The sequence below is a fragment of the Phytoplasma sp. genome, from assembly GCF_035187685.1.
GTDB lineage: Bacteria > Bacillota_I > Bacilli_A > Acholeplasmatales > Acholeplasmataceae > Phytoplasma.
In genome coordinates this window covers 418,587-431,514 of the sequence record NZ_CP131022.1, presented here as the reverse complement: position 1 = coordinate 431,514, position 12,928 = coordinate 418,587, and the positions used below count along the sequence as shown (strand labels likewise).

Annotated in this window: 10 protein-coding genes and 1 tRNA gene; all 11 read left to right on the top strand. The window is 22.1% G+C overall.

Annotated elements, in window-relative coordinates; all coding sequences use genetic code 11:
• Window positions 1-22 precede the first annotated feature (22 nt).
• The gene (gene tuf, locus Q2306_RS01920; RefSeq protein WP_323847620.1) at window positions 23-1,210 is read left to right on the top strand and encodes an elongation factor Tu; all 1,188 of its coding nucleotides are present in this window, start codon (window positions 23-25) and stop codon (window positions 1,208-1,210) included.
• Window positions 1,211-1,606: 396 nt separating this feature from the next.
• Window positions 1,607-1,882, top strand: coding sequence for a hypothetical protein (locus tag Q2306_RS01915; RefSeq protein ID WP_323847619.1), 276 nt, complete (start codon window positions 1,607-1,609; stop codon window positions 1,880-1,882).
• Window positions 1,883-2,656: 774 nt separating this feature from the next.
• Window positions 2,657-2,827 carry a hypothetical protein gene (locus Q2306_RS01910; RefSeq protein ID WP_323847618.1) on the top strand — a complete coding sequence of 57 codons (171 nt, stop codon included), beginning with the start codon at window positions 2,657-2,659 and terminating at the stop codon, window positions 2,825-2,827.
• Window positions 2,828-3,396: 569 nt separating this feature from the next.
• Window positions 3,397-4,956, top strand: a complete 1,560-nt coding sequence (gene rny, locus Q2306_RS01905) for a ribonuclease Y (protein ID WP_323847617.1) — start codon at window positions 3,397-3,399, stop codon at window positions 4,954-4,956.
• A 252-nt stretch (window positions 4,957-5,208) separates the two neighbouring features.
• Entirely contained in the window at window positions 5,209-6,111 is a 903-nt protein-coding gene (miaA, locus tag Q2306_RS01900) for a tRNA (adenosine(37)-N6)-dimethylallyltransferase MiaA (protein ID WP_323847616.1), read from the top strand.
• Entirely contained in the window at window positions 6,104-6,679 is a 576-nt protein-coding gene (gene efp / locus Q2306_RS01895) for an elongation factor P (protein WP_323847615.1), read from the top strand. Before miaA ends, efp begins: the two co-directional genes overlap by 8 nt.
• Window positions 6,680-6,924: 245 nt before the next feature.
• Window positions 6,925-8,193 carry a hemolysin family protein gene (locus tag Q2306_RS01890; RefSeq protein ID WP_323847614.1) on the top strand — a complete coding sequence of 423 codons (1,269 nt, stop codon included), beginning with the start codon at window positions 6,925-6,927 and terminating at the stop codon, window positions 8,191-8,193.
• Between the two features lie 185 nt (window positions 8,194-8,378).
• Window positions 8,379-11,078: a cation-transporting P-type ATPase gene (locus Q2306_RS01885; RefSeq protein WP_323847613.1), complete on the top strand. Its 2,700-nt coding sequence runs from the start codon at window positions 8,379-8,381 to the stop codon at window positions 11,076-11,078.
• A 70-nt stretch (window positions 11,079-11,148) separates the two neighbouring features.
• Window positions 11,149-11,240: transfer RNA gene (locus Q2306_RS01880), tRNA-Ser, on the top strand.
• A gap of 342 nt (window positions 11,241-11,582) precedes the next feature.
• Window positions 11,583-11,978, top strand: coding sequence for a hypothetical protein (locus tag Q2306_RS01875; RefSeq protein WP_323847612.1), 396 nt, complete (start codon window positions 11,583-11,585; stop codon window positions 11,976-11,978).
• A 348-nt stretch (window positions 11,979-12,326) separates the two neighbouring features.
• Entirely contained in the window at window positions 12,327-12,917 is a 591-nt protein-coding gene (yihA, locus tag Q2306_RS01870) for a ribosome biogenesis GTP-binding protein YihA/YsxC (protein WP_323847611.1), read from the top strand.
• The last annotated feature ends 11 nt before the right edge of the window (window positions 12,918-12,928 follow it).

Sequence of the window (12,928 nt, the reverse complement as noted above, 5' to 3'; positions counted from 1 at the left end):
ATCAAAAAGGAGGCCTTTTAAAATGGCTGAAATATTTTCAAGAGATAAAGTTCATGTAAATGTAGGAACTATTGGTCATGTAGATCATGGTAAAACTACTTTAACTGCCGCAATAACTTCTTATTTATCTACTCAAGGTTTAGCAAAAAAACAAAATTACGATCAAATAGATAAAGCACCTGAAGAAAAAGAACGTGGTATTACAATTAGTACTTCTCATGTAGAGTATCAAACATCTAAAAGACATTATGCTCATGTAGATTGTCCTGGACATGCAGATTATATTAAAAATATGATTACTGGAGCTGCTCAAATGGATGCTGGTATTTTAGTAGTTTCTGCTGTAGATGGTGTTATGCCTCAAACAAAAGAACATATTTTACTTGCTAAACAGGTAGGAGTTCCTAAATTATTAGTTTTTTTAAATAAATGTGATATGGTTGATGATGAAGAAATTTTTGAATTAATAGAATTAGAAATCAGAGATATTTTATCTTCTAATGGTTTTGACGCTGATAACATGCCTATCATTAGAGGCTCAGCTTTAAAAGCTATTGAAGGCGAAGAAAAATATGTTAAAAGTATAGAAGCGTTACTTAATGCTTTAGATACATATGTTGAAGATCCTATACGTGATTTAGATAAACCTTTTTTAATGCCTATAGAAGGTGTTATTAATGTCAAAGGAAGAGGTACTGTTGCAACAGGTCGTGTAGAAAGAGGACAAATTAAACTTTCTGAAGAAGTAGAAATTGTAGGAATTAAAGAAACACAAAAATCCATAGTAACTGGTTTACAAATGTTTCATAAAAATTTAGATAAAGAAGGAGCTTATGCTGGAGATAACATTGGTATTTTATTACGTGGTATCAATTATAAAGATATTCAACGTGGTCAAGTTATAGTAAAACCTGGCTCTGTGAAACCTCATTCTAAATTTATAGCTAAAATTTATATTCTTACAGCTAAAGAAGGCGGAAGAACTACTTTTTTTAGAGATAATTATCGTCCACAATTTTATGTAAGAACCGCAGATATTACTGGTGTAATTCAATTAAAAGATGATATGAAAATAGTAAATCCAGGTGATTTAGTTGAACTTATTGTTACTTTAATTCATCCAGTTGCAATAGAAGAAGGTACAAGTTTTTCTGTACGCGAAGGCGGCAGAACTATTGGAGCTGGAACGGTTGTTAAAATAATTGAATAATTAAATATTCAAATAAAATATTATCAGGATTATATTAAATAAAAAGCCAAATTGTTTATTTTATAGTAAATAACAATTTGGTCTTTATTTTTTGAAAAATAAATTTTTATATAATTTGGGTATGATAATAAGCATTATCTTTATTTTATTTATGTTTTGTATACAATAATATTGTATAATAATTTTGATATTTATATATTTAATAAAATATAAATATTCAAAAAAATTATATAATATGTAAATAAATATAATGTTTAAAATTTATTTTTAGTTTATATTTGTTAGGATTTTTACTTTTGATAAAAATAAAATATATAAATAATTAATTGAATAAATATATAATGAATAAATCAATAAATGGTTTTTATTCTTCAAAAAGAAAGATGTTTATAAAAAATGAAAATGATATTTAATTATACAAAAAGCATTGTTATTTTTGTTTTTGGTTGTATTTTTTTAATATCTATTTTTGTTTTTTTGATCTTTTTCTTAATACCAAGTACAGAAACATCAGATACAAATGATTCAGACAGTAATTTAGAAATAAATCCAGAAATTAATTCTGAAATTAATTCTGAAATTAATTCTGAAATTGCAGATACTGATGTGGAAGAACAAGAAACACCAACGTCTATTATTGATAAAGTGCGCAAGTTCGAGCGTTTAATCTAGAGGATATTTTTTAAGGGTTCCTTTGATATTGAGGGATAATATATCACATTATTGGATTAACCTGAGAATGAAAATTCGATAAGGGAAAATAGCATATCCAAAAAGCATTCAAATGTATTAAAGATTGCGAAATGAAATTAAAAAAAGCATGAAGTTCTGATGAATTGAAGATATAATAAAATAATCGAAAATATTTTATATAATATTAAATTTGTTTTTGGATAAAATAATTTTATTTTAAACAAATTTATTCAATTAAGTCTTTGATTATTATCTTTATCGAATAATCAAATTATCCTTAATTTTTAAAATTACTTAATTTTATAAAAAAATTATTTGTCTAACAAAAAAATTATTTTATAAAAAGTATCCTTGCAAAATTTAATATTTACCCAAATTAAATAGCTACCTTGGAAGAGCTAAACAAAATTAAATTATTTAATAATTGATATAATTTTGTATGCTTGCAGAGCTTTCATAGTACTCGTAAAATATTTATATATTTTGCCTAGGAGAAGTTAATAACTATCACAAGGGGAAGGAAAGCAGAGAGAAAAAAATTTATTTTTTTCTAGTTTAATAAAAATTACTAAAATTTTTATAAATGAACTTGGAAAGCCGTATGCATAGGAATATGCCCGTGCGGTTTGGGCGAGGGTTTTTATCAAAAAAATATTTTTATAGAATTTTAAATTTATAAAAATAAAAAATAATGATATTTTCTATTCGCATGAAGAAGATGTTGCAACAGATGATCAAAATTCTCAAAATTTATTGAAAAAAATTTCAGAATCCAATGCTTTTAAGAAAGTTTCTGGTGCAGTTTCTGGTGCATTGTATAAATCAGGAGACAAAATTTTGAAAAAGGGGGTAGATAAAGTGATGAATAGTTTTTCTAAAATCAAAATTTTGCCAAAAGCTCCGTTGTTTCGCAAAATTAAGTAATAAAAGATTTTTTAAATTTAGAATGTCATTGAATAAATAAGTTTTTCGATTTATTCTTTAAAAAGAATTTATTTTAAAAAAAATAAATATTAATTTGGATAACGAAGTATTTTTTAAAATATCTAAAAAATAATTTTACGAAACTAAAAATTTTATTTATAAATTTTTAGTTTTTTCTTTTTATTAATGATATTTCGGTTTTTTTGTAAATAAATTTAAATATTAATTCAAATAATATATAAAAATATAATATAATATATTTTAAATATATAATTTTTTAAAATCTCAGTACATTGTGTTTAAAAGAATTATATATTTAAATAAAATAATGTTTCAATTAAAGAATTAATTTTCATAAAAATAATTGAATCAAAATTTCCAAAAAATCTTTTGGTTTAAGATTCGCTTTTTAAAAAAGTTTTTAAAAAGAACTAAAACATCAATTAAAATACAAAAGATTATAGAATTTGTATTTTGAAAATAAAAAAATTATATAAAGGAAAACATTAATTTGTATCAAAAATAATAAAAGAAAGGAAAGCATTGTTTGTTATAAACCATAAATATAAATGAATAATAATACTAATATAATATTTATATGTTTTTTATTTGTTTTTTTAGTTTTTTTTATTTATTTGTTGTTTAAAACAAAAATAAATAAAAAAATACGAGAAACAGATGAAAATATTGAAAGAAAATTATTAAAATCTCAATTTATTGCAGAAAAAATCATTTCAGATACTGAAAAAAAAATCTCTTTATTAAAAAAAGAAGCTGAAGACGATTTAAACCAAAGAAGAAAAATAATTATTAATTTAGAAGAAAAAATCATTCACAAAGAAGATTTGCTGGTTTCAAGGTTTAAATATTTAAATGAAAAAGAAGAATTTTTATATACTAAAGAACAAAAAATTAAAATTAATCAAAAATATTTAGAAGAACTTAAAAATAAAATCGAACAAATAATAACGAAACAACAAGTTAAATTAGAAAAAATTTCTAATTTAACTCGAAAAGAAGCCCAAGAAATTATTTTTAAACAAGTAAAAGAAAATTCTTATACAGAAATGATGGCTTATGAAAAGGAACAAGAAAGAGAATATAAATTTAAAATAAAAAATAAAGCCAAAAATTTATTAGTTTCTACAATGCAAAAATTATCAAGAGAAGTTGTTAGCGAACATAATGTGAGTATAGTATTTTTAGAACAAGATGAATTAAAAGGCAGAATTATTGGTAAAGAAGGACGTAATATAAAATCTTTTGAACTTGTTACAGGAGTTGACTTGATAATAGATGATAACCCGAATATAGTTATGTTAAGTTGTTTTGATCCTATTAGAAGAGAAATAGCTAAGAGAACTTTAGAAAGTTTAATCGCTGACGGAAGAATTACACCTGCAAGCATCGAAAAAATATTTGCTAAAATATCTTTAGAGATTGATGATTTTATTCAAGAAATAGGTGAAGAAACAGTTTATGAAGCTAAAATAGGAATGATTGAAGAAGAATTGGTATCATTATTAGGTAAATTACACTTTAGAACTAGTTATGGTCAAAATGTTTTAAGTCATTCTTTAGAAGTATCTTTTTTATCTGGAATTTTAGCTGCTGAAATAGGCGAAAACGAAGTTATCGCTAGAAGAGCTGGACTTTTACATGATATTGGTAAAGCTTTAGATCATCATATAGAAGGCAGCCATGTTAAAATTGGAATAGATTTAGCTGTTAAATATAAAGAACCTTTAGAAGTGATCGACGCTATTGCTTCTCATCATGAAGAACAAGAACCCACTACTTTAATAGCTGTTTTGGTTTCGATCGCAGATACAATCAGTTCTACACGTCCAGGAGCTAGAAGAGAATCGATTGATAATTATATTCAAAGGATAACTCAATTAGAAAATATTGCTGATAGTATTCAAGGAGTAAACAAAGCTTATGCAATTAGGTCTGGAAGAGAACTTAGAGTTATTGTAAATACTGAAGAAGTTGACGATTTACATGTTTTTATTATAGCTAAAAAAATTAAGAAAAAAATTCAAGATAATATTCATTATAATGGTTCTATTAAAATTACTGTTTTGAGAGAATTAAGAGTAATTGATGTGGCCGAAATTAATAGTTAAAATCTATAAATCGGAAAATATTATATTTGTATTGAAACATTTTTTAATTATTTAATATACAAAATAATTTTTAGCAAATATGCTTTTATTAATTGATAATTTTGATTGTGGATATATAAAAAGAAAAATTATAATACAAAATAATTAGTCAAAATTTTAATTAAAATTAATTTTTTAAATAAATAAAATTTTAATTAATGATTAAAATAAAATAGAGTATTATTCATTAAAATTTTATTTGAATGGAATTATATGAAAAAAGTTATAGTTATCTCTGGACCGACAGCATCTGGAAAAACACGTTTATCTATTGAATTAGCGCATTTTTTTAAAGGAGAAATTATTAATGCCGATTCGGTGCAAATTTATAAAAATTTTGATATCGGTTCAGCTAAAGTTACTATCGAAGAAACTCAACAAGTAAAACATCATTTATTAAGCAAAGTTAAACCAGAAGATAATTACAATATTTATAATTTTCAAAAAGATGTTAGACGATTAATTCCTAATATAAAATTACCTTTTTTAGTAGGCGGAAGCGGCTTATACATTAAAGCAGCTCTTTTTAATTATGAATTATCATCAGAAGATAAATTTTTAAATAATAAAATAAATAAAGAAAATTTAGATTTAGATAAAATGTTGAAGACAATTCGTAAAAAGGATCCTGATTTAATTATAGATGAGAAAAACTCTTGCCGAATTATAAGTGCTTATAAACAAATTATTCAAAATAGTTTAAGATCTGAAAAAAAAGGTAAAAATGTACCTTTATTTGAAATTTTATTTTTTTATTTAGATATCTCTAAAGATTTTTTAAAAGAAAGAATTTTTATTAGATTAGAACATATGTTACAAAAAGGATTTATCGAAGAAGTTAAGTATTTGATCTATAATTATCCTAAAGCAAATTTTAATATTATAGGTTATCGAGAAATCAAAGCTTTTTTAGAGAACAAAATAAATTTAATAGATGCTAAAAATTTAATTATTAGAAATTCTTTAAAATATGCTAAAAGACAAAAAACTTGGTTTAAAAATCAAATTTATTCTTTACAAATTATAAATCCCTTGAGCAAAAATTGGAAACAAAATACATTTCGAATAATAGAAAAATTTTTAACAGATAATGGAGAAAAATTTAACAATGATTAATACCAATGATTTTAAAATAGGACAAACTATTAAACTTAATAATGATATTTATCAAATTATTCATTTTTTACATGTTAAACCTGGAAAAGGTGCAGCTTTTGTGAGAAGCAAATTAAAAAATTTAAAAAATGATTATGTTATTGAACATATTTTTAATGCTGGTATTAAAATTGAAAAAGCATTAGTCAATAAAATGAAATTAAAATTTTCTTATGTTTTATCAGATAAATATGTTTTTTTAGATACTCATACTTATGAAGAATTTGAAATTTCTAAAGATAAATTATTAAAAATAATGCAATATTTAAAAGAATCTATGATAGTAGAAGTAATGTTTGATGATAAACAAGATATTTTAGGTGTTTCACTTCCTGATAAAATTTCTTTAAAAGTAATTCGAACTGATTCTTTCAAAACAACTAATAATTCACGTTCAACAACTTCTTATAAAGATGCTACTTTAGAAACAGGTTTAGTTATCAAAGTCCCTGTTTTTATCGAACAAGGAGAAGAAATTATTATCAATACAGAAACAGGTATTTATGTTTCTAGAGATATTAAAAAGTGATAATAAAAAATTTAATTCTTTTGTAATTCAAATTTGAACAAAATAATAATTTGAATTTTTTTTATTAATATGTTAAAATTATAGTAGTTATATCCAATTAGTAGGATAAATAAAATAATTTACAATCAATAAGGAGATTTAATAAATTTATAAATTATGGAACATAGTGATCTAGTTGATTATCATCTTAAAATAATTTATAGTCTAATTTTTTTCATTAATGAAAAAGAGGTTATAAAATAAAAGTGGATTTACCAATACTTGGGATTTTTATAATTATTTGTTTTTTAATTTCATTGAATGCTTTTTTTTCTTCTATCGAAATAGCTTTGGTTTCTTTAAGTCAAAATAAAATTGATTTAGAAGTTAAAAAGGGTGTAAAAAAAGCTTGTAAAATAAAAAAAATAAAAGAAACCCCCAATTTTTTTTTATCAGTTATTCAAATAATAATTCATATTGTAACATTTACTCAAGGAATATTAATAAATATTGCGACTACTCAACATTATAATTATTCTGTATATTATAAACATATTATTGAAATATTAGTAGTTATATCTTCTATTGTTTTAGGCGAATTAGTGCCTAAAAGAATTGCTTTAGCTTATCCACAACAAACAGCCTATTTTTGGATTGGCAGTTTTAATCTAATTTGTTTTGTTACAAAACCTTTAGTTTGGATTTTTAATCAAATCAGTAATTTTGTTTTATTTATTTTTAGAATTGACACGAGTGTTAAAAAAGACGTTGTAAATGATGATGAATTAAGATTTTTAATAACTTCGTCTTATAAAACTGGCGAAAGTAATAATAGTAGAAAAAATATGATTCAAAATGTTTTTGATTTTGACGGAACAACAGTTTCTGATATTATGAAGCACAGAACAGAAATTATAGCTGTTAAATCTGACATTAATAGAGAAGAAATTATAGATTTTATTTCTCGTGAAAAATATACAAGATTTCCTGTATATGAAGAAAATATAGACAGAATAATTGGAATTGCTCATGTTAAAGATGTTTTTAAATTTTTATTAGATGATAAAAACAAGAATTCTTTTGATATTAAGAAAATTTTGCGCAAAGCTCATTTTGTTATTGAATTTCAAAATATTAGCGAATTATTTAAAGAAATGCAAATAAAACAAAATCATATAGCTATTGTTGTTGATGAATATGGTGGAACAGCTGGTATTGTAACTATTGAAGATGTAATTGAAGAAATTTTAGGCGATATCGAAGATGAATATGATAAACAAATTCATGAAATTTTAAAAGTTTCAGATAAAGAATATATTATTCGAGGAACAATGCATTTACATGAAACAGAAGAACATTTAAAAGCTGATTTGCCTATAGAAGATTACGAAACTTTAAGTGGTTTTATTTTAGGTCAATTAAAAAGAATGCCTGATAAAAATGAAAGAATTAAAATTTCTTATCATGATTGGCAATTTGAAGGTTTAAAATATGACGGATTAGTTATTCATAAGGTTCGTATTACCAAATTATAATTTTTTGTTATAAAATTTATAAATTATTAAAAAATTTCTTATGAAAAATATTATTTTAAATAATATTCTTTTTTCAAGAAATTTTTTTTTGGCTTTTTAAATTTTTAATAAAATTTAAATTAGAAAGATTGAAAAAATTGGATACTCTATTTCCACAATCCTCTTTGACATTATTAGAGAAGGAATTGAAAACTAATTTTAAAACAGGTTTAACACAACAAGAAGCAGAACAAAGAATTTTGACATATGGACTTAATAAAATAAAAGAAACGCCTCCAAAGAGTTTTTATACAAAATTTTTTTCTCAATTTAAAGATTATTTTATTTATATTTTATTAGTTATTTGTTTGATAACTTTTTGTATAGGTATCGTTGAATCTAAAAAAGAAGAATTAGTTGAAAGTATTTTGATTTTAATAATTATTTTTAGTAATGCTTGCTTAGGTTTTTTTTATGAAAATCGTAAAGAATTTTGTGTTTTATTGATCCAAAACAATACAAAACCTTATACTAAAGTTTTAAGAAATAAAACATTAAGATTTATTTTAAGGGAAGAAATAGTTTTAGGAGATATTGTTTTTTTAGAAGCTGGAGATATTATACCTGCTGATTTAAGATTAATCGAGACTCATCATTTGAAAGTTAATGAATCTATTTTGACAGGTGAAACATTATTATCTATTGCTAAAAATAGCTATATGATTCAAGATAAATTTATTTTAATCGATTCCCCTAATTTAGTTTTCATGGATACTACCGTTATGTCTGGACGTGCTCAAGGTGTTGTTATTAAAACAGGAATGGATACACAAATAGGTCAAATAGCTAAATTGATCATAACACAAAAAAAAGAGAAAACGCCTTTAGAAAAAAATATCCAACAATTGTCTAAAATTTTAATTTTTATTATTTTTATTCTTATTATTATAAATTTTATTTTAGATTTGATAAAAAATTATTTGTTACAAGGACAAATATATTTCGCCACAATTAAATCAATTTTTTTATCTTCTATTATTTTAGCTGTTGCTGTTATTCCGGAGGGCTTATTAGCTATAATAACTATTATTTTGGCATCAGGTATCCAAAGATTAATAAAAAAAAAAGCTATTGTTAAAAATTTAAAAACTTTGGAAACTTTAGGAGCTATTAATATTATTTGTACTGATAAAACAGGTACTTTGACTCAAAATAAAATGAATGTTCGACAATTATATTTTAATTATGATAAAATCCAAACTAACTCTGAGTTAACAATGGATCGAACTATTAATAAATTACTTATTTATGGTATTTTATGTAATAATATTTATTCATCTTCTGAGAATGTAAATTGCCAAGATAATGAAACTTTTTTATTTGACCCTGTAGATCAATCTTTTATAGATTTAGGAAATTTATATAAATTAGATATTCAACAAATTCAAAAAGAAAATAAAAAAATAAAAGAATTTCCTTTTGATAATAATAAAAAAATTATGATGACGATTCATCAAAAAGAAAATGAAAAATTTTTAATAATAAAAGGGGCTGCTGAAATTGTATTTAAATTATCTCGATATGTTGAATATCAAGACGAAATCATTTTAAAAAATAAAGACAATATTTCAAAAATAGAAAAAGATTTAGATTTAATGTCTTCAGAAGGTTATAAAGTTTTAGGTATTTCTTATATAAAACTGAATTCTTTAGAAGATAATATTGATAATTTTGATTTTGAGAAAATATTTTATGCAATAAATTCTGAAACTATTTTTTTAGGAGCTTTTGGGATAGAAGATCCTTTGCGACCTGATATCATTCATGCTATTCAAAAATGCAAAAAAGCTTTTATTGATGTTATTATGATAACTGGCGATCATCTTCAAACAGCTATTAAAATAGCTTCGGATTCTAATATTTTTAATTCTTTCGAAGATTTAGCGATAAATGGTGAAACTTTAGATCTTTTAAGTGAAGAGGAATTTAATTTGAAATTACCTTGCATTAAGGTTTATGCTAGAACTACTCCTGAACATAAATTAAAAATTATTCAAGCTTGGCAAAAAAAAGGTAAAATTGTAGGCATGATAGGTGACGGCGTCAATGATGCTCCAAGTATTAAAAAATCAGATATTGGTATTTCTATGGGCATCATAGGAACTGATATTACTAAAAAAACATCAGATATTATTTTAATTGATGATAATTTTAATACTATTCCAAATGCTATTCAAGAAGGTAGAAAACTTTTTGATAATATTAAAAAAAGTATTATTTTTTTGTTAAGTTGTAATATTGGTGAAATTTTTGTTATTTTATTGAATACTTTGTTAGGATATTTTTGTTTTAATTCAAATTTTGTTATCTTAAGTGCTTTACAAATTCTTTGGGTTAATTTAGTGACCGATTCTTTAGTAGCTATTGCTTTAGGATTAGAATATCCCGAAGAAGATATTATGAAAAGAAAACCTCGTCTTATTCACAATTCTTTATTAAATAAAGATATAATTAAAAAAATTTTAATTGAAGGTATGATGATCGGTCTTTTAACTTTTATAGCTGCTTTTATAGGTTTTCAATTGCATAAAAATAATCAATCAGATCAATATGGACAAACTTTTGCCTTTATGGTTTTATCTTTATCTCAATTAATTCATGTTTTTAATTTTAGAAGTTTTCAAAAATCTCTTTTTAATTTAAAAACTAATTGGGCTTTAATATTTTGTTTTTTTATTAGTTTTTTTTTACAAATAACTATTTTATTAGTACCTTTTTTTAGAGATAATTTTAGATTATCTTCTTTATCTATTCAAGATATTATAATTATTTTGTTATTGTCTATTGTACCTTTATTCATTATAGAAATTAAAAAAATGATAATTAAATTAAAATTAATTAAATAAAAATAATTTCAAAAATTATTTTTATTTTTTAAATATTTATATTATACTATAATAGTATATAATTATTTCAGGAGTAGTACTCAAGTTGGTTAAAGAGGCGTCCCTGCTAAGGACGTAGTCCATTAATATGGTGCAAGGGTTCGAATCCCTTCTGCTCCGCCATTTGAATAAAAAAATTTTGATTTTAATTTTATCTCAGAATATAAAAAATATTTTTTTAATGAAAAAAGAAATTATTTTATTTTTAAAATAAAATAAATTATTTTGTTTATAAAAACAACCAGTCAATAAAATTTTTACAATATTTTTTTAAATAAAAAGATTTATTCAACGATTTAATTGTTTTTAATAAAAGTATTTTTTTATTTGTAATTTAATCAAAAAAATTTTATTTTTATCAATAATTTTATTTTTTTGATTATTTTTTGTTATGTATATTTTTTCCATTATTTTTATATATAATAAAAATTAAATTTCTATTAGAAAAGTTTAAAGTAAATTATTATGAATATTAAAATAAAAATTCAATATGTTGTTTTGTTTTTTTTGATTGTTTTTTGTTGTTGTATATTTTTTTATTTAGAAATAAGTAAGAAGCCAAAATATATAATTGGTTCATCAGATGACTCAGGTAAAGAGCATCTTTTAATTATTAAAAATTCTTTAGAACAAATTAAAACTGTTTTAAGTGCAAAAAACGAAGAGTTAGAAAAAACAAAAATTGAATTAAAAAAGACTAAATTGGAATTAAAAAATGCTAAAATTGCTTCGATTAATAAAAGTCTAGAAGAACAAAGTCAAAAAATTAAGGAATTGAATGATAAACTTGATAAAATTGTGGAAAGTTTATATTACCAAAATTCAGATTCAAGCCAAAATCCTAATGTACCATTGTCATAAGACAATTAATAAAAGGTAAATAAATGAATAGTCGACTAATTTCTAGATGAAACATATAATAATTATAAAATTGAATAATATGGATTAGGATTAAAACAAAATTATTGTAATAAATAATATTTTTTTGTGACACTGATTATTAATTTATTTTTTTAATAAATCAAATATTAACCCATTTATTTAATTTATTAAAAAAATAAATAATATTTGTATTTTTATTATAAATTAATTATAATTAATTTATATAATGATTTATATATAATTATTGATATTGGAAAATTTAATTAATAAATATGCAAATTATTAAATTTATAAACAAGCTAAATAATTAAATAAGGTAAATAAAATATGATTTTCAAATCTGTTTTTACAAAAAGTATTACTGATTTAAAATATCGTCCTTCACCGCTATTATCAGAAATTTTTTTAATGGGTAGAAGTAATGTTGGTAAGAGTTCTTTTATTAATAGTTTGGTTAATAATAAAAAAATGGCATTAGTTTCTAATGTTCCAGGGAAAACAATTACTTTAAATTATTTTTTATTAAATGATTCTTTTTATTTGGTAGATTCTCCTGGTTATGGTTACATGAAGAAAAGTTTGCAAATTAAAAAAAGCGTTATTAAAATAATTAATAATTTTTTACAATATAATAATTATATTAAAATATTATTTCATATTATGGATTTCAAAATAGGACCAACTTTGTTAGATTTAGATATATATCAAATATTAAAAAAATCTAAATTCAATCCTATTATTATTTTTAATAAAAAAGATAAAGTTTTATTAAATCATATGAAAAATAGATTAGAAAAAATTAAAAAAATTTTTCATGAATTAGGTTATACAGACATACCTATGTATTTAATATCTTGTAAAACCAAAGAAGGATTGAATAATATTGTCGACTTTATTTATTCTATGCTTCTTATATAATTATGAATTAA

Coding starts and splice junctions, on each gene's coding strand:
- tuf (WP_323847620.1), top strand. CDS start 23: ATGGCTGAAATATTTTCAAGAGATAAAGTTCATGTAAATGTAGGAACT.
- Q2306_RS01915 (WP_323847619.1), top strand. CDS start 1,607: ATGAAAATGATATTTAATTATACAAAAAGCATTGTTATTTTTGTTTTT.
- rny (WP_323847617.1), top strand. CDS start 3,397: ATGAATAATAATACTAATATAATATTTATATGTTTTTTATTTGTTTTT.
- miaA (WP_323847616.1), top strand. CDS start 5,209: ATGAAAAAAGTTATAGTTATCTCTGGACCGACAGCATCTGGAAAAACA.
- efp (WP_323847615.1), top strand. CDS start 6,104: ATGATTAATACCAATGATTTTAAAATAGGACAAACTATTAAACTTAAT.
- Q2306_RS01875 (WP_323847612.1), top strand. CDS start 11,583: ATGAATATTAAAATAAAAATTCAATATGTTGTTTTGTTTTTTTTGATT.
- yihA (WP_323847611.1), top strand. CDS start 12,327: ATGATTTTCAAATCTGTTTTTACAAAAAGTATTACTGATTTAAAATAT.